This window comes from uncultured Parabacteroides sp. (genome assembly GCF_902493135.1).
Lineage (GTDB): Bacteria > Bacteroidota > Bacteroidia > Bacteroidales > Tannerellaceae > Parabacteroides.
Genome location: NZ_CABUOD010000028.1, coordinates 41474 through 56200 on the forward strand (window position 1 = coordinate 41474; position 14727 = coordinate 56200).

The following is a 14727-nucleotide window of genomic DNA, read 5'->3' on the forward strand; positions in this document are numbered from 1 at the left end:
TTAGAACCATTGCAAATATACAAACATTTTCAATATGGACAACAACGATTTCATGCAAAACGTCCTGAAGGACATCAAAGTCGAGCTGGACGGCGAGTTTGACCGCAATTTCGAGCGGAAAGCCTTTTTCGACCAACCGTGGGCACCGCTCAGCCCGAACTACAACCCGTCGGAGGGGTCGATGCTGATGCGCACCGGTGCCTTGCGCAAGAGCCTCCGTAGCCGGATAGACGGCACGAAGTTGGTCTATGAGAGCAGCCTGAAATATGCAGGATTGCAAAACTACGGTGGGACGGTGAAGCAGGATTTTGTTCCCTCCGACAAGATGCGCCGGTGGGCTTGGGCAAAAGCCCGCGAACGGAAGGAACAGGGCGACAAACCCGGTGAAGAGAAATTCCGCCGCATGGCTTTGGCCAAACGGATCAAGCGGACGATCGTAGTACCCCCGCGTCCTTTTGTCGGGGAACATTCCCGCGTATGGGAGATCGCCGGGAAGGTTGTCCGGGAAGAGGCCGAACGAACCCTACAGGAAGCGACACGTAACTTTAATAGATAAATGTAGATATGAAAGAGATTTTGGAAGCCGTCATGGAACGGCTACAGGAAGAGGTGGGCGACCTCCGTTATATCGCCGAAGACTGGGGGCAGTTGGATTATTACCATGACACGCCGCCGGCGAAGTTCCCTTGTGCGCTGGTCAGCATGAACCGGCTGCAATTCGAGTCGGAAACGCTACAGACGCGCCGGGTGCGGATGAGCATCCTGATCCGCGTGGCGGACGCGCCGGCGGTGTCGGCCACGATGGCCGCGCCGGAACGGGACAAACAGCGGGCGTTCGCCATCTTCGACCTGATGGAACGGATCGGTAACTGCCTGTATGGGTTCGGGGGCGATGCGTTCAACGAGTTGGAACAACAAGAGATCACGCGCTACAACCGCGAGGATGCGGTGAGGGAATATGCAATGACCTTCACGACGGAGTACCTGATCGAGACGGACGGGTCAGAATAACGAAAGCTGCCGCCGGTTGTCCTCCCGATGGCGTTCACGCTCCACGTTCACCCCGATATAATTGAGAAATGTGCGGTAGCACATGGGATAGACCGGGCAGACGTACCGCCGCCAAACTTCTTTGTAGCAGCGGTCGCGCCTGCCCGGTTCGTAATGCGTGCGGACGATGTCGCAAACAAGCTCGATTCTCCTTAACGTATTCCGGTGGTATCCCATGTAAACAGATAAACTAAACAACCTTTCCACACAAAGATAAAAGGCCCGGAAGGTTATTACAACCATTTCCGGGCCTTTCTTTCATAGTGTTATCATCTTTCTTTCCGAACGTCTTTCACGTGTCGTTTTTGATAACACTTTCTATGTCCTTGACCGCCTTCAGTATGGCTGCCGAACTTTGGCGGAGTTTCCGGTTCTCTTCCTCCAGCGCAGCTATTTTCTTCTTTTGCGATCCACTTGTTTCCAAAAGCCTGAGATAAGCATGTCCCGTTTGCAACAGGGCCTTCGAGGATTGCCGGTAGCCTGTCTTTTTTTTTATCCCCTGTAGCATCCGGTTGTCTTCTTCGGTCAGGTTGCGGATCAGGACGGATTTTGTTTTGTCCATGATTATTGCTCCTTTCCTAATTCCATTTGTTGCAATCGTTTCAAGTGGTGGACTACCGCCTCGAAAAATTCAAGGCTTCTTTTGCTTTGCCGTTTCGCGTCCCGGCTTCTTAAACGAGGCATTCTTTCCTTGATACACTCAATCGTTCCTTCTGCATCTTTGATACATTGGGCAACACTTGGCATTAAACTCAAATCTTTCATGGCCATCATTGTTTGTTATTCCGTGAGGCTTCTAACACTGGCAAATTCGTTTCGGTAGGAACATAAATAACCGTTTTGTCGTTCAGGTTATTTTGTTGTCGGACCCACAAATATTGAATGTAGGCCGGCGTGATGCTCCCGTTTTCAATTTTAATGGCCTCCGCTGCTCCTTTGGCTCGTTCCACTTCTGCTTGCGCGTTCAGTTTCTCGGCTTCCAAATTTGCCTTTGCTTCCTCGATCTTGATACGCCGGTTTTGTTCTGCTTTGGCAAACTCTGCTTTTCCTGACATTTCCTGCTGCCAAACATTGTACCGGGGATATCCATATAAACCACCAAATACGACGATCACAATGGCCCATACAACTACAGTTCCACAAAATGCTCCTGAAAATCTTTTATTCATAATTATCTACGGTTGACCTATACACCATAAGGTTCTAAATATTTATAACCTTGTCTGTTTCAATATATATTAAACCCTTCCGACTGTTCGCAAAAATCCGCCAGCATTTCTACTTTGTGCAAGAACTCTTCGGCGGGTGGCTCGACTTTATTCCCCATCATGCTTTTAATCATGATTTGTTCTCTTTCCGTCTTTTTATCCCATTCTTCCCGTAATGCCCTTTTTACAGAGACATATCCTTTGAACATCCTTGCCATGATAACGGCCTCCTCTTTTGTGACCTCGAATCCGTCATTGCTTACCGGACTCCCATCTTTTCGGGAACCGTCATAAATGTATCTCCCCGGTTCGAATTTAAAATCTCCATAGCCGAACAGGTAGCAAGCTCCTGTTTCATTCAGTATGACGGGCCATGTAAATATCATTCCGCTTTTACTATCGACCCCTTCTTTCTTAGGTATTAAGTCATATCCCATAATTCATTGTTTTAAAATTGTTTTTCCGGTACATAAGCCGTCACATACGTTGTTACCTCACACGACACGATCACCCGGCCGGAACCTTTGCACTGCGGGCAAGTATCGCCTTCCTTTATCCCTTTCCCCTCGCACACTTTACAGGCCACGATGTGTGGCGGGATTATCTTTTCACGTTTGGGTACCGTTATCTCTGCGCCGATTGGTCGCTGTGCATTCAAGCGACGCTTTTCCTGCTTTCTTCTGAATCGTTCTAAAATGTTGTTCATAAATCCTCCTATTTTTAATTCATATTTGTTCGTCTATGATTCATAATCCGCTTCCCATTCCACCGTGATGTTGGCTCTCACCTTGCCGGTGCCGTCGCAGAGGTCGCAGGGGATAAAGATGCGGTTACCGTGGCCGTTCGTATCCGGAAAACCGCCTTGGCCACTGCAACGGGGGCAGGTGAAGCCGGAAGCGTAGCGGATTTCTGTCCGTGTGCCGTAGCGGTCGGGGCTGATTTCCAAAATGTGTTTCATTTCGCTCATATTATTTTCCTTTCTTCTTTAGAATAATGTCGGTTCTTTTGATTCCTTGATATACTCCAGCACCAGATAGTCCAGCGGTTGCGTCGCCCAGTTGATGCCGGGGCGGTGTTTGTAGAGGTTCCGGATCAACCGGCGGCACTCTTCCGGCATGAGGCCGGTGTCGAGCTTCGCCATCGGGAGGTTGATGCGGTCGAGCGTGAGAGTGACGGCGTGCATGATCTTTGCGTTGCCTTTCCAGATGCCTTTCAGATAGATTTGCTTCACTGCGCCGATGGCGTTCTTCACCGGATGGTGGAGGCGGATCGTCGTGAAACAGGTACAGTTCAGTTTATTGTTGAAGTTCTCTTCAAATTCCAGTCGTTCGTCCATGATCTTATAATATTTTCCTGTTTGTTGTTTGCATTTGAAGCAGTAAACCATCCATTTGCCGGAGGTCCTCACCACCCGGCAGGCGGTGTAACGAAAGCCGCAGGGGCAGACGTATATCCAACGGCCGGGGGTGAGGGTGGCGGTTTTGACTTTCACGCTTCTGTCATGCCTAAAGGGATATTGGTCCAAGCCCCGTTTTCATCTTTGACTTCGGCACGGATGAACTGTTTGCTGATGGCGGGCTGGTAGGCCTCTTCGATGATCTGTACGCCCTCCATGAAGCGGTCCGATCCGGTTTCTTCGGCAATCTTGCGAAGCTGGACTACACGGCTTGCCTTCAGGGTTCCTTTCGCGTCACGGGCCAATAGGCGGAGCACCATTTTCACAAGCGATTGCGTCTTGGCGTCGCTTGCCAATCCTTCGATATATTCCTTCACGATGGTGATGCCGTCTTCCACTGTGTCGCGGTAGCCGTCGGTGACATACACGCCGACCGTGATACGTTTGTCCCCGGCTGAGTTGGTGAAGGTGTCCGAACGCTGGCCGTCCTTTTTCAGTTTCAATACTTCCGACTTCATGTCGATGACGCGGCGGAAGTCGTTCAATACATTTTGCTTGTCTGTCTTGATGTGATGGCTGACAGCTTGCAGTCTCATAATCGCTTCCTCGATGGTTTCGTCCACCAGTTCTTTATAAGCCTCGCGGTCGCGTTTGGCTTGTTCCTTGGCTTTCTTTTCGGCCTGTGCCGCTTTGAAGGCTTCGTACTCTTGTTTTTCTTCCGGTGTCATTTCGACGGTTTGTTTCATTGTTTCCATGTTGTTGTTTGTTTTTGAGTGTTACACATCTGTTTATTCTGTCTTTGTTTGTATTTCGCATATTCCTGTCGAAGGTAGGTGAGCGACTGTTCCAGCCGGTCGATTTCCTCGTCCCATTCGCGTAAGAGGCGGCGTTGCGCCTCCATGTCCTTTACCGGGCGGGTGAGCAGCATGTCGGTGAGGAAGTCGCGTTCTCCCTTCAGGTAGTCCTGCCGGCGGAGGAGGCGTTTGCCCTGTTCCTCGATTTCGTCCAGTTTGTCTTGTAGAGGGATGTATCGTGCCATTGTCATTTCTCCCCTTCCTTTTGTTTCCGGCGGATGGCACGCATCTTCACCAGCAACCGTTCCAGTTCTTCGTAATCCAACATGGCAAACCGTTTTCCGGCGATCCGTTTGTCAAGGCAGAAGGCATCAACCTTCTGCCAGTCGGCCGTGTTGACTCCAAACAGTTGCATCTGTTTCAATACATCCGAACGCTTCTTTCTTAGAAGACGCTCGGTTTCGGTTTCTTCCATACGTGTCAGCTCCTCCATTGATCGGATGGCTTCGTTGTATTCGTGGAGCGACATTTCACGCAGGCTATCAGTGCGTCCACCCGTGAACTGGAGAACGATTTCTTCCTTGATTGCTCCCGGCATCTTCTTCAACAGGCCGTAAAAGGCTGCGTAATTGTCTGGTCTCGCGTAACCCTGCTTGGGTTTCATTTGTATGATTTTCATGTCCAATCAAATTGTATTATTCATGATTCCAGGATTTTGTTCCGTTTTCACTCCAATACTCCTCGGCCAGTTTTGGGTAAGCGACGTACTCGCCCGTCTCACCGATAAACCGTCCTTTGCTGAAGGCTTTCCCGCCCTCGACCCATATCTTCAGCGAGGCATCGTACATCACGCTCTCGGCGGCGTCGCCTTTCGGGTTCTTGCCCCTGGCGTGGCTGATGAAGATGAACAGCTTGCCGGGGAAGGCCTCTTTCAGCGTGATGTATTCGCGGTAACTCATGCGGGTGTATTGAAAGCTGTCTACCACGATGATGTTATAACTCTTATGCCGGCGCAGGCGGGCTTTCAACGCCTCCATGTCCTCCTGTATGAAGGCCAACCGGCGGCTCACTTCCGACATGCCGTGCATCCGTAGGCTGTTCTGCACCGTCAGGCAGGCACCCTCTTCCAGACTGTTATAAACCACCCGGTCGTATTTACAGAGTTCCTTGCAGAGCTGCATGACAAACGATGTCTTGCCGTTGCCGCTGTTGCCCCAGATGAACCACACGCCGACACGCTCCGGCGTGCCGAACGCCTCTTTCCATTTCCCCTCGAAGGGGAAGGTGTCGTATTTCTTATCCAATATGTCCCTTACGCTTAATGCTCTTTTCATGTCCTTTGAACGGTATTTGAATGCTGTTAAAATGCTGTTATTCGCCCATCCGTTTGGCGCGGTGGATGGCTTTCTTTACCCGGCGGAGGTCGAAGTCGCACGGCTCGGCGTCGCGTATCACCTCTTCGATCTTCTTTTTATCCTGTATGCCGTTGGCCACGCAGATGGAATACACGTCATTCGCGGTCGTTTCCTCCAGTTCGAAGTACTTGCGGCCCATGCGGCTGAAGAACTCCTTATATCCGGGCTTTTGGTGGCGCAGGCCGAGGCTGATACGCTTCTTGATATAGTCGGTACTCATGAATACGATCCCGCTTTTGTCCTCCAGCTTGTTGTACATGCTGATGAAGTAGTGGAAGACCGGTTCGGTCAGTTTGTCGGCTTCGTCGAATATCAAGAGGGGCGCGTCCATCTGTATCACGTCGTCCAGGATCAGGCTCCAGATTTCGCGGATGTTGTGGCCGTCCGTCTTGATACCCACCTTTCGTGCTATCTCACGCACGAAGTCGCCTTTCTTCATGTCTTCGGAGCAAAGGATGTAGAACACTTCCCGGTTCTCCCGGGTATAAAGGTTTGCCGTTGTTGTCTTTCCGCACCCGGCTTCTCCAACGATCCAGGTCACGTTGCGCCAATGCTGGGCATCGTCCAGCGCGTAGCGGATTTCTTGATAGGCCGATGTTTCCACGATCTGCCAGCCGGTTTCCTTCGTCCGGTTTCCCACCTGTGCGGCGATGTCGCGGAACATCTTGTCGCTGATGTTGTCGTACTTGCCGTTCAGGATGTTGCTGACCGTCCCGACACTTGTGTTCTTCAGGCTTCCGACCGCCTTGTTCTGGCTCGGATATTTGGCGACGTAGGCGCGAAGTGCTTCGCGGATTGCGTCTTTCTCGTTGTTGCTTAATGCTTCCATGTTAATTGTATTTTATTCGTTGTTATTTTCAGTGTTATAGTTTGCCGGCTACCTTGCGGGTATCCATTGTCTTGTTTTCCGTCAACTGGTCCCAGGTCATCAGGCTGGCTTTCTTGGTGGCACGGCCGATGCGGTATTCTTCCGGCTTTCGGCTGTACGTCCTCGTGCGGCGGTCGATTTCCTGTTGTACCTCTTTCGTTACGCCCTTCACCTTCGGAGTACTCAACCCGTTCTGTTCCGGAGCCACGCCATAAGCATATTCAATCTCCTTGGCAATCACCTGACGGTCGATGCGGTCGCGAATGTTAGCTTCCTGTTCTTGACGGATGAATGCGGCTTCGCCTTCTGTCTGGTCTTGAATGGCACGATGGATGACCATATAGGGTTCGGCAATCCGTTCAAACCGGCGTTCCTTGGCTTTATCCTCCCAATAAAGCCGGATGCTGCGCAGGTCGTTTGGATCATATTTCACGTGGAATGTACGGTAGGTATTCTTCATGCGCCATTTATGGTCGGGGACGCCGGGACGCTCATACACCTCGTATGCCAACTTCTTCCCGCCGATAGTGATTTCTATGCCGGAATCGGTGAAGGTGGCCGGTCGCTTTGTCCATATCCAGAAGATGTCCACCATGTCATAAACCGTCACAACGTCCGTCTCCTCGTTCACGCTCTTTTCGTACATTTCGATGCGGGGGATGCCGGTTGCCGGATGCTTGGCCTCGTTCCATGCCTTACGTGCCTCGATATAGTGGGCCTCCAGTTCCTCCAGCGTGAAAAGTTTGTCCTTGTTCGCCTCGACAAGCTCCAAATTCGGGCGGCAGCTGTCCTTCTTGGCGGTAATGTTCATTCCGGTAAACCGCCAGTCCTTGCTCAGTTCCTGTTCCTGGAAACGTTTGAATACACTTTCTATCGTTTTCGATTGGCCGCTGTAGGGTGCAGTCGGGCGGTGTATGTGGCAGATCAGATCGAAAAAGCCTTGTTCTTTCGAACCTTTCTCTTTTTCCAGCCGTTTGTGGCCCCCTTGATTATCGTGTACAATCTCGTAAGGTTTGTGCCCGCTTGTTTGGACGGCCATACGGTAGGCGTTATATTGTGCCTCGAAGTTCTCATGGTCACTGATATGGTAGCCCAGCAACACTTCGCTATATGCGTCCATCACTTCATACACCATCGTGGTGCGCATATTTCCATCTTCGTCCCGATAATACAAGTTCAGTTTCGTTCCGTCACCATACCAAAGTGTGTCGCGACGCATGGGCAGTTCCGTCCGATGCTTGCGTCCGTAACGTTGATGGGCGGCAAGTTCGCCATGTACGGCATCATACCACAAGGGTTCAATCTCCGGACGGGCAAACCACATCGTCAGGCTGCGCTTGCTCTTCAACGGCTTCCAGTCCTTATCCGGAGCCACACGGTTATACTCTTCGAATATCCGTATGTCGGTATAGACCGGGACCCGGCTGCGCTTCAAAGCAATTAGGAAACGGCCTGCCTCTTCGGTGATCTTTACCGTGCTGGCGTTTCCCACCTTTCCGGAGATCAGGGAAACGTAGCTTTCTTTCTTGTAGCGATTGATTTTCTCCCGCAGGCGCGACAGGTTTTCCGGTAAGGTATGCCCGTAGATTTTGCGCAGGTTCTCGCTGGTGGCGGCGACGTTTTCCCACACGGTGCTCAGACTGTTGCCGTACATCTTGCGTTTGGTGGTCTTGTCCTCCAGGTCGAGCACCAGCGCGTTCAGGACGGAGGCGTTCTGCGTGTATTCGGCTATTAATTTATCGCTGAGCTTTGTTTGAACACCATTCATATTGTATTTGAATGTCTCGAAAAACTCCCTTGCCTTTTCGTCTGTTTTCACTCTGTCTCTCATACGCTGTAATTTGAATGCTTCTTCCGGATTGCCATATTTTGCCACATAACGGACCTTGTATTTTTCACGGAGTGAGGAATAAACTATCAACGCATAGGAGCCTTCACCACCTCCACGATGGTGACGAAGTATTCTTCCTCTTTGCATAGCTTTATCAAGCGTACCCCGTTTTATTACAGGGTCATCCCCAGAGGTAAGCTCCTCGTATGTCACACATAGTTCGTTATCGAAATATTCCATCTCTCAGTTGTTTTACCGGTTAATAATCTTCCAGTTTGTCTATCGGTACTCTTTTTATCAGCCGTGCAGAATTACCGAAGTTCAATACGGCTAAAAACATTATCCATACCGGATTACAATCAGCCATCCCGACCAATAGGGTAAAGCTCAGTAAGAAGTAACCCACATACCACTTTTCTTTCCCGGCGAGGCTGTTCCACCAGGCAATCTCACCGCTAAACGGTTTCAACCAATCCGCTTTCATGGTTCACGTCGTTTATTGGTTCGTCACCCACTTCAACACCACCTCGCATCAAAGCCATTTTTCGGATCGCCTTTGCCAGCTTTGTATCCTTCCGGTAAGCCAGCGAATGTGACACCATTTCGTAAGTGCAGTTCATAAGGCGGGCTATCCGCTTTACTTCACCATGATCTACTACTATTCGTTTCTTCATTGCTATATCTATTTTAATTCATTGTCATTAAAAGTCTTCCGCTATTCTCCCGAACCACGGAAGTTTTGCTACATTTGTAGCATATCAAACACTAAAATTATTATTCATGAAAACAAGTAAAAAAACTCCAAGAAGATGGAGATTAAACTATGTTGTTACATATTTGGATTCCGACAAAGCAGAAGGATTCAGACGCTTTGTCCATGATACTCTAATCTCTGTTGCAACACTTCGCAGAATTGACTACGCGATAAAGATCGAATCCCCAGTTTATGACGAAATGCGCGATAATTTGCATGGAGAACTGCAAGATGTTGTTGCAGACATGTTTTATTTTCGTTCTTCACCAAACTCATTATCTTCAATAAAGGAATTTCGTTCAATAATTGACAATATCTTTCGAGGTTATGAGGTCTTTCTATGTGGTCATTTTTTCGATGTTCAGAGACTATTGCAGAAATATTCAAAAGTGTATCCTTTTCCTGAAAAGTTTTATCGTCCATTATCATATCCGTATGTGGAAGTCCATAATGGGAAAGAAAAGACTCTTTGTGTGACTGCAGCAAGTCTTGAAAACTTATTAATCGAGGATATGGATCCGTCTTTAAATTAAAAAAGACGGAATCCTCACTCATAGAATTTGTTGTATATCCGGTATTCAATTCGGATTGATTTTTCATTGTACTTATTTATCTTAGTTCAACAATAATCAGTTCTTCATCAAACGTTCTGGCCAACTCCGCTTTGAAATAAGCCATCGTACACTCGCCGTCGAATACGGCAACAAACGTCACGTTATCCACTTGGTAGATGAAGGTATCTTCTTCACCCTTAAACCGGTCTAAAAAGTCCTTGACCTTCGACCATTCGCGAAAATTCACGATAACTCTAATTGCTTTCATATTCTTAAATCTTTTATCGTTATTTCTTGTGGGCGATCCCGGATTCGAACCGGGGACAATGGCTTCTGTGGGTAAGTTTCGCCTGTTCTACCTGCCTGAACTAATCGCCCGCCCGTCTTTCCAGGCTGCCAGTTAACCTGCAATCTATTAGCCTTGTGTCTCTATCATTGAAAGGACAAACTTTCTATCTTCATCCCAAAGCGGAAGCCCTAATTCGATAGTCCGTTTGACCACATCAGCTTCACCTACTAACTTCACCGCTTGGCTACGAAAATCGGTGTCGTCATACGCATGTGCCTTTCCAATCAGGAAGTCGGCAAGGTCGGCATTCCGCTGCCTCATAGCTTTTCTCATTGTTTGATTTTCAGTCTCCATAGTACCTATACGGTTACCAATTTCTTTTAATGATTGACGGATTTCCAGTTTTCCACTTGCTTGCATACTCCTAAACTCCTTACAAAACACATCTTTATCCATTTCAGTAGCCATGTAAAGGTTGTTGATGATATAAAAGTCTTCTGCTTTTATTAGCCATCCTGTACGATCTTCAAATTCTTTCTGTGTCATATTTCTCTATGTATTTTTAGTTTAACTCTATATCTATCACATCCAAGATGTTGTCCGTCCGCATACTATTGACTATAAGTTTCGCCTCCTTGATGCCATTACTCTTCATCCATTGTCTCGCTCTGTTGATGGCGGCTTGCTTGTTGCTGCCATCCGGAATCGCCGCACCTAAATCGTTGTAGCAATCATCTTCCAATTCGAACCAGTACCTTCTCATCTCCTTATCTTTTTTAAGTTTTACTTCTAAAATTCGTTTATATGACTGCCTTTTCATATCTTTGGGGCGTGTTCATATTTTGAATATGCTGCAAATATAAGGACAAAATTTTAACCTCGAAATAAAAATGGGAGATTTTTTAACCATAAAGGACAAAATAGTGACTTTTTTGCGATTGCAAAATATAAAGAAGAATGATTTTTTTGAGGCTACAGGCATACAGGCCAGTAACTTTAAAGGGAAAAATATGCAGTCTCAGCCAGGCGGAGATATGCTGGTTAAAATTTTATCCGTATATCCGGAGATTTCGGCTGAATGGCTAATGAGGGGAGAAGGTGAAATGCTGAAAGAAAATGGGCGCTCTCAAAAGACTAATATTATGCCAGTACCACATATTCCTCAAACTGAAGTTTCTGAAAGAAAAACTAATTCAGACACCGAAGTTCTCAACAAATTGTTTGATTCATTATCTGAAAAAGAAAAGGAACTACGCAAACAAGCGGAAGAAATAGGAGGTCTCAGAGAACGTATAAAACAACTTGAATATGAGCTTAAAAAACATGCTTCGGCTGTATCCACTTCAGAAATTGCGAGTGTAGGATGAGATGTTTTAGAGGTTTCATTTTTTTATAAATAACTGATAGATAAAGTAATAAACAAAATATTAGATAGGGGAATATTGTGATAAAAACATATTTTCCCCTACGGAATACATACAAAATCTACTTTATTTTCAATTTTAAAACCAATATGCCAATATCAATATACATAAAAAACACACGTTTTTGTCCATCCTTATGTCCATCCTTTAAACACATTTCGTTTTTGCAAACACCTAAATGTCCATCCTTGTGTCCATCCTCGTGTCCATCCAACACAAAAAAACGGTATTTTTTGCCGTTCAAACCAGCAAAGAATACCGCCTTCCCATAAAATGCTGTTCAAATACAGCTTAAACGTTAATAAAACAACTACTTACAACTTCTTATCAGGTGCGACTGGATAATCATCGCCCGTTTGGTGATCTTGCAGCCTCCATCGGTCAAACCAGCGTGCTGAAGGCTGCTTTTGGTAATGCCAACCTCAGCCTCACTCAGTACGTCAAATATGGCCGATATGCTACCGAAATAGTAGTTTTTCTTTTCGAAGATCAAATGTACATGGATAACCTTTGTCATAACTCATTTAGTATTTTCTTTGTCGCAAATGTACTAAATAATAATTATATGGAATAATATGGCTATATATTGAGCCACTCACACACAACAAAAGGGCAAAATAAAAGAGGCCGTTTTAAGCCTCTTTATTCTTCTGGCAGCCAAGTCATCAACCAGGCCGGAGAAACGCACCTGTGCGCCCCGTTTACGCCCATACAGCCCCAATATTAAACTATATCAACCATCCGATTAAAGCCTATTTCCGGTAAACCGTTCAAATCCCTTTAAAAATTAAACACCAGTTCAAGCCGATTCAACTGAATTACGCTTCTTGTTTTTCATTTTGTCTTGCGTGTCCTTGTGTTTAATTTATTGTTTTACAGTGAATCACGTATAATATTGGGGTTGTCTGTTTTTATACATTTCGTTTATCCCCCCTTACAAAAGAGCAACTTGACGAATGGTTAGGTACAGCATCATATTCGTTAAATAATCAAGCAAGCATACCTTTTAAACCATTTAAAATATCAGATGGATTTATATTTTCATAGAATATCCAAATAAAGAAACGATTAACCATGTAGATTTTTTCACATGTGAACCATTTCTATTACAAAAGAATAATGCTATTCTTTTAAAAAGTTATGATAACATAGCTTGGGGTAATGACAAATGGTTTAGAGTATCAGAAATAGATAACAATATATTAATTTATCATTCATCTAATAATGGATATATCTATTCTAAAGAAGGAGAAGAACTTGTTAATACAGTTGTAATTAAATATAAACAAACCGATGAAGAAAATGATTTCCTATCTGGATTTAAACAAGGGAAAGCATGGCTTGGTATATATAAAGGCAATAAACTCATTCAAGAATATGTAGGGGATGATGTTTATGATCGGAATAAGAAAATATACAAAGGATATGGAGAATATGAAAATTACTATGTAAAAGAATTTCTTTTTAGGAATTTATTAAAAACAAATTGGGGATATATTTTTGCTCCAGGGGCAGCTTATTCAACTGATTATATCACTTTTGATTTATTCATATGCAAAGATGGAAAAATGAAGAGGATAGATGCACCTTCTCATGATTTTTCTCTACATAATTGGTATGATGATTCGTTTCTCATATACGAATATTCCATAGTTTATACAATATATTCAGAAAATGGAGAGCTAATTTTACAACAAAAAAAGACACCAGATCATTATGTTGATCCTTTTAGGACAGGTAATACAAAACCAATACCAGTTTCTTTTACAGAATACATTTGGAATGACTATTGGGGGTGGGGAAATGGAACAGCGTCATTAAGAATCAGACGATATAGTTTGGTTAGCTATGCTACCTTTCCCATTTGGCAACAAACAATTGCGACTATACCAGACAACTCAAAAGTTACATGGAACTTATTAGATAGCCAATCCGATATTTGGATTTATCAAGTGGATATTCTCAATTATGATGGTAGCAAACAACAAATCAATTTTTCTATAAATATAAATACTGGTGATATCAAACAACAATAAGTTTTATCACATAACAAATCAAATCTCCTAATCAAACCGTATATACTCAAAATTAGGAGATTTGTTTTGCTTATACCTTCTATTTCTTTGCCCTATACTTCTCTATCTCCGGCAAATGCTGCTTAATCTCATTGATGCGGGTGGCATCGCTGGGGTGCGTGCTCATAAATTCGGGGGTAGAGCCGGATTTGCCGGCGGACATTTTTTGCCAGAAGTTGACGGCGACTTCGGGGTTATAGCCGGCCATTGCCATAAAGACCAGTCCCATATAGTCAGCCTCGGATTCGTGCTTACGGGAGAAAGGCAACATAACACCATACTGAGCGCCCAAGCCGTAAACAGAGTTACCGATCTGTTGGACGGCAGCCGATTTGTTGCTTAACGCCTGCCCCAATATCTGCGCACCGTATTGCGCCATCAATTGCTGGCTCATACGCTCGTTGCTATGTTTGGCTACGGCATGCGCCACTTCATGGCCGATCACGACAGCCAGTTCATCGTCCGACGAAACCAGTTGCATCAATCCTTCATAGACAACAATTTTGCCACCCGGCATACAGAACGCATTGACCTGCGGATCGTTCACCAAGTTAAACTCCCAGGCGAAATTCTTGATTTCACTCTCCAACCCGTTGTTTTTCAGATATTGCTCGGTAGCGGCAGCGATCTTCTTTCCAACACGTGTCACCATAGCGGCACCATCTTTCGATGACGACTTCTTAGCCGATTTCATATAATCGGAATATTGGGTCAGGCTGGACGATAACACTTCCTGATCCGAAACAAGCAATACCTGCTTCCTCCCAGTCAACGGAACACTTCCGCAACTGCTCAGCAACAATAACATGGCAACGAATAAACTTGTAATCTTCTTCATTTTCTATCCTTTATTTATATACCCTGCAAAATTATAATTTCTCTTCATAAATACGACTACCGATTTTATCAAAATGTCACTGCCACCCCATCAAAATCGAATTAGTACCCCATATATTTGAATGGGTCTTGTTCACTTTTGCTGCCTTATACACAAATCATCATTCTTTTGAGTAATTCTATGCTTCCTCGTCCATAACACATTCTTTTAATCATCTTTAATTTGTTGACA

The 14727-nt window shown here is 45.6% G+C and carries 26 protein-coding genes and 1 pseudogene; 5 read left to right on the top strand and 22 right to left on the bottom strand.

Annotated elements, in window-relative coordinates:
• The first annotated feature begins 34 nt into the window (after positions 1 to 34).
• Positions 35 to 556, top strand: a complete 522-nt coding sequence (locus RDN79_RS13000) for a phage morphogenesis protein (protein WP_298551728.1) — start codon at positions 35 to 37, stop codon at positions 554 to 556.
• 8 nt (positions 557 to 564) lie between these two features.
• The gene (locus RDN79_RS13005) at positions 565 to 1011 is read left to right on the top strand and encodes a hypothetical protein (RefSeq protein WP_298551729.1); all 447 of its coding nucleotides are present in this window, start codon (positions 565 to 567) and stop codon (positions 1009 to 1011) included.
• On the opposite strand, the gene RDN79_RS13010 is transcribed toward RDN79_RS13005, so the two are convergent.
• From RDN79_RS13010 to RDN79_RS13085, 16 genes are all read right to left on the bottom strand, one after another.
• On the bottom strand, positions 1003 to 1227 hold the full coding sequence (locus RDN79_RS13010; RefSeq protein ID WP_308573237.1) for a hypothetical protein: 225 nt from the start codon (positions 1225 to 1227) through the stop codon (positions 1003 to 1005). The two genes, RDN79_RS13005 and RDN79_RS13010, sit on opposite strands and share 9 nt — an antisense overlap.
• Positions 1228 to 1342: 115 nt before the next feature.
• Entirely contained in the window at positions 1343 to 1612 is a 270-nt protein-coding gene (locus RDN79_RS13015; protein ID WP_298551732.1) for a hypothetical protein, read from the bottom strand.
• 2 nt (positions 1613 to 1614) lie between these two features.
• Positions 1615 to 1815: a hypothetical protein gene (locus RDN79_RS13020; RefSeq protein ID WP_298551733.1), complete on the bottom strand. Its 201-nt coding sequence runs from the start codon at positions 1813 to 1815 to the stop codon at positions 1615 to 1617.
• Positions 1816 to 1820: 5 nt separating this feature from the next.
• Positions 1821 to 2219, bottom strand: a complete 399-nt coding sequence (locus RDN79_RS13025) for a hypothetical protein (protein ID WP_374044517.1) — start codon at positions 2217 to 2219, stop codon at positions 1821 to 1823.
• A 59-nt stretch (positions 2220 to 2278) separates the two neighbouring features.
• Positions 2279 to 2695, bottom strand: a complete 417-nt coding sequence (locus tag RDN79_RS13030; RefSeq protein ID WP_259032941.1) for a hypothetical protein — start codon at positions 2693 to 2695, stop codon at positions 2279 to 2281.
• A gap of 11 nt (positions 2696 to 2706) precedes the next feature.
• Complete coding sequence (locus tag RDN79_RS13035) at positions 2707 to 2964, bottom strand: hypothetical protein (RefSeq protein ID WP_298551735.1); 258 nt, start codon at positions 2962 to 2964, stop codon at positions 2707 to 2709.
• Between the two features lie 33 nt (positions 2965 to 2997).
• Positions 2998 to 3216, bottom strand: a complete 219-nt coding sequence (locus RDN79_RS13040; protein ID WP_298551736.1) for a hypothetical protein — start codon at positions 3214 to 3216, stop codon at positions 2998 to 3000.
• A 27-nt stretch (positions 3217 to 3243) separates the two neighbouring features.
• Positions 3244 to 3750, bottom strand: a complete 507-nt coding sequence (locus RDN79_RS13045) for a hypothetical protein (protein WP_298551737.1) — start codon at positions 3748 to 3750, stop codon at positions 3244 to 3246.
• Entirely contained in the window at positions 3747 to 4409 is a 663-nt protein-coding gene (locus RDN79_RS13050) for a DUF3164 family protein (protein WP_298551739.1), read from the bottom strand. The genes RDN79_RS13045 and RDN79_RS13050 overlap by 4 nt, the downstream gene beginning before the upstream one ends.
• Complete coding sequence (locus RDN79_RS13055) at positions 4397 to 4693, bottom strand: hypothetical protein (protein WP_298551740.1); 297 nt, start codon at positions 4691 to 4693, stop codon at positions 4397 to 4399. The genes RDN79_RS13050 and RDN79_RS13055 overlap by 13 nt, the downstream gene beginning before the upstream one ends.
• Before the next feature lie 2 nt (positions 4694 to 4695).
• Complete coding sequence (locus RDN79_RS13060) at positions 4696 to 5127, bottom strand: hypothetical protein (protein ID WP_298551741.1); 432 nt, start codon at positions 5125 to 5127, stop codon at positions 4696 to 4698.
• Positions 5128 to 5143: 16 nt separating this feature from the next.
• Positions 5144 to 5782, bottom strand: coding sequence for a hypothetical protein (locus RDN79_RS13065; protein WP_298551742.1), 639 nt, complete (start codon positions 5780 to 5782; stop codon positions 5144 to 5146).
• Positions 5783 to 5819: 37 nt separating this feature from the next.
• On the bottom strand, positions 5820 to 6692 hold the full coding sequence (locus tag RDN79_RS13070) for an ATP-binding protein (protein WP_298551743.1): 873 nt from the start codon (positions 6690 to 6692) through the stop codon (positions 5820 to 5822).
• A 34-nt stretch (positions 6693 to 6726) separates the two neighbouring features.
• A complete protein-coding gene (locus tag RDN79_RS13075; protein ID WP_298551744.1) occupies positions 6727 to 8802 on the bottom strand; it encodes a kinase in 2076 nt (691 codons plus the stop codon).
• Positions 8803 to 8821: 19 nt separating this feature from the next.
• Positions 8822 to 9046 carry a hypothetical protein gene (locus RDN79_RS13080; protein WP_298551746.1) on the bottom strand — a complete coding sequence of 75 codons (225 nt, stop codon included), beginning with the start codon at positions 9044 to 9046 and terminating at the stop codon, positions 8822 to 8824.
• Entirely contained in the window at positions 9018 to 9236 is a 219-nt protein-coding gene (locus RDN79_RS13085; protein WP_298551747.1) for an ArsR family transcriptional regulator, read from the bottom strand. Before RDN79_RS13085 ends, RDN79_RS13080 begins: the two co-directional genes overlap by 29 nt.
• Positions 9237 to 9342: 106 nt before the next feature.
• On the opposite strand from RDN79_RS13085, the gene RDN79_RS13090 reads away from it, so the two are divergent.
• The gene (locus RDN79_RS13090; protein WP_298551748.1) at positions 9343 to 9849 is read left to right on the top strand and encodes a hypothetical protein; all 507 of its coding nucleotides are present in this window, start codon (positions 9343 to 9345) and stop codon (positions 9847 to 9849) included.
• A gap of 76 nt (positions 9850 to 9925) precedes the next feature.
• Here RDN79_RS13090 and RDN79_RS13095 read toward each other — a convergent pair whose 3' ends face one another.
• The 4 genes and pseudogenes from RDN79_RS13095 to RDN79_RS13110 form a co-directional block, all read right to left on the bottom strand.
• Complete coding sequence (locus RDN79_RS13095) at positions 9926 to 10138, bottom strand: hypothetical protein (protein ID WP_298551749.1); 213 nt, start codon at positions 10136 to 10138, stop codon at positions 9926 to 9928.
• A 29-nt stretch (positions 10139 to 10167) separates the two neighbouring features.
• Positions 10168 to 10248 (bottom strand): annotated as a pseudogene (locus tag RDN79_RS13100).
• A 37-nt stretch (positions 10249 to 10285) separates the two neighbouring features.
• Positions 10286 to 10705 carry a hypothetical protein gene (locus tag RDN79_RS13105; RefSeq protein ID WP_298551750.1) on the bottom strand — a complete coding sequence of 140 codons (420 nt, stop codon included), beginning with the start codon at positions 10703 to 10705 and terminating at the stop codon, positions 10286 to 10288.
• Between the two features lie 16 nt (positions 10706 to 10721).
• A complete protein-coding gene (locus RDN79_RS13110; RefSeq protein WP_298551751.1) occupies positions 10722 to 10922 on the bottom strand; it encodes a hypothetical protein in 201 nt (66 codons plus the stop codon).
• A 127-nt stretch (positions 10923 to 11049) separates the two neighbouring features.
• Here RDN79_RS13110 and RDN79_RS13115 point away from each other — a divergent pair, with 127 nt between their 5' ends.
• Positions 11050 to 11526, top strand: a complete 477-nt coding sequence (locus RDN79_RS13115; protein WP_298551752.1) for a hypothetical protein — start codon at positions 11050 to 11052, stop codon at positions 11524 to 11526.
• A 367-nt stretch (positions 11527 to 11893) separates the two neighbouring features.
• On the opposite strand, the gene RDN79_RS13120 is transcribed toward RDN79_RS13115, so the two are convergent.
• On the bottom strand, positions 11894 to 12100 hold the full coding sequence (locus RDN79_RS13120; protein ID WP_298551753.1) for a hypothetical protein: 207 nt from the start codon (positions 12098 to 12100) through the stop codon (positions 11894 to 11896).
• A 1051-nt stretch (positions 12101 to 13151) separates the two neighbouring features.
• On the opposite strand from RDN79_RS13120, the gene RDN79_RS13125 reads away from it, so the two are divergent.
• The gene (locus RDN79_RS13125) at positions 13152 to 13619 is read left to right on the top strand and encodes a hypothetical protein (RefSeq protein ID WP_298551755.1); all 468 of its coding nucleotides are present in this window, start codon (positions 13152 to 13154) and stop codon (positions 13617 to 13619) included.
• A gap of 79 nt (positions 13620 to 13698) precedes the next feature.
• Here RDN79_RS13125 and RDN79_RS13130 read toward each other — a convergent pair whose 3' ends face one another.
• Complete coding sequence (locus RDN79_RS13130; protein WP_298551756.1) at positions 13699 to 14496, bottom strand: M48 family metallopeptidase; 798 nt, start codon at positions 14494 to 14496, stop codon at positions 13699 to 13701.
• Between the last annotated feature and the right edge of the window lie 231 nt (positions 14497 to 14727).

Excerpts from the sequence above, each read along its gene's own strand:
- RDN79_RS13120 (WP_298551753.1), bottom strand. The coding sequence starts at position 12,100 with ATGACAAAGGTTATCCATGTACATTTGATCTTCGAAAAGAAAAACTAC.
- RDN79_RS13105 (WP_298551750.1), bottom strand. The coding sequence starts at position 10,705 with ATGACACAGAAAGAATTTGAAGATCGTACAGGATGGCTAATAAAAGCA.
- RDN79_RS13040 (WP_298551736.1), bottom strand. The coding sequence starts at position 3,216 with ATGAAACACATTTTGGAAATCAGCCCCGACCGCTACGGCACACGGACA.
- RDN79_RS13010 (WP_308573237.1), bottom strand. The coding sequence starts at position 1,227 with ATGGGATACCACCGGAATACGTTAAGGAGAATCGAGCTTGTTTGCGAC.
- RDN79_RS13070 (WP_298551743.1), bottom strand. The coding sequence starts at position 6,692 with ATGGAAGCATTAAGCAACAACGAGAAAGACGCAATCCGCGAAGCACTT.
- RDN79_RS13035 (WP_298551735.1), bottom strand. The coding sequence starts at position 2,964 with ATGAACAACATTTTAGAACGATTCAGAAGAAAGCAGGAAAAGCGTCGC.
- RDN79_RS13025 (WP_374044517.1), bottom strand. The coding sequence starts at position 2,219 with ATGAATAAAAGATTTTCAGGAGCATTTTGTGGAACTGTAGTTGTATGG.
- RDN79_RS13055 (WP_298551740.1), bottom strand. The coding sequence starts at position 4,693 with ATGGCACGATACATCCCTCTACAAGACAAACTGGACGAAATCGAGGAA.
- RDN79_RS13060 (WP_298551741.1), bottom strand. The coding sequence starts at position 5,127 with ATGAAAATCATACAAATGAAACCCAAGCAGGGTTACGCGAGACCAGAC.
- RDN79_RS13000 (WP_298551728.1), top strand. The coding sequence starts at position 35 with ATGGACAACAACGATTTCATGCAAAACGTCCTGAAGGACATCAAAGTC.
- RDN79_RS13080 (WP_298551746.1), bottom strand. The coding sequence starts at position 9,046 with ATGAAAGCGGATTGGTTGAAACCGTTTAGCGGTGAGATTGCCTGGTGG.
- RDN79_RS13125 (WP_298551755.1), top strand. The coding sequence starts at position 13,152 with ATGAAGAGGATAGATGCACCTTCTCATGATTTTTCTCTACATAATTGG.
- RDN79_RS13115 (WP_298551752.1), top strand. The coding sequence starts at position 11,050 with ATGGGAGATTTTTTAACCATAAAGGACAAAATAGTGACTTTTTTGCGA.
- RDN79_RS13130 (WP_298551756.1), bottom strand. The coding sequence starts at position 14,496 with ATGAAGAAGATTACAAGTTTATTCGTTGCCATGTTATTGTTGCTGAGC.
- RDN79_RS13075 (WP_298551744.1), bottom strand. The coding sequence starts at position 8,802 with ATGGAATATTTCGATAACGAACTATGTGTGACATACGAGGAGCTTACC.
- RDN79_RS13005 (WP_298551729.1), top strand. The coding sequence starts at position 565 with ATGAAAGAGATTTTGGAAGCCGTCATGGAACGGCTACAGGAAGAGGTG.
- RDN79_RS13095 (WP_298551749.1), bottom strand. The coding sequence starts at position 10,138 with ATGAAAGCAATTAGAGTTATCGTGAATTTTCGCGAATGGTCGAAGGTC.
- RDN79_RS13030 (WP_259032941.1), bottom strand. The coding sequence starts at position 2,695 with ATGGGATATGACTTAATACCTAAGAAAGAAGGGGTCGATAGTAAAAGC.
- RDN79_RS13020 (WP_298551733.1), bottom strand. The coding sequence starts at position 1,815 with ATGAAAGATTTGAGTTTAATGCCAAGTGTTGCCCAATGTATCAAAGAT.
- RDN79_RS13065 (WP_298551742.1), bottom strand. The coding sequence starts at position 5,782 with ATGAAAAGAGCATTAAGCGTAAGGGACATATTGGATAAGAAATACGAC.
- RDN79_RS13015 (WP_298551732.1), bottom strand. The coding sequence starts at position 1,612 with ATGGACAAAACAAAATCCGTCCTGATCCGCAACCTGACCGAAGAAGAC.
- RDN79_RS13085 (WP_298551747.1), bottom strand. The coding sequence starts at position 9,236 with ATGAAGAAACGAATAGTAGTAGATCATGGTGAAGTAAAGCGGATAGCC.
- RDN79_RS13090 (WP_298551748.1), top strand. The coding sequence starts at position 9,343 with ATGAAAACAAGTAAAAAAACTCCAAGAAGATGGAGATTAAACTATGTT.
- RDN79_RS13110 (WP_298551751.1), bottom strand. The coding sequence starts at position 10,922 with ATGAGAAGGTACTGGTTCGAATTGGAAGATGATTGCTACAACGATTTA.
- RDN79_RS13050 (WP_298551739.1), bottom strand. The coding sequence starts at position 4,409 with ATGGAAACAATGAAACAAACCGTCGAAATGACACCGGAAGAAAAACAA.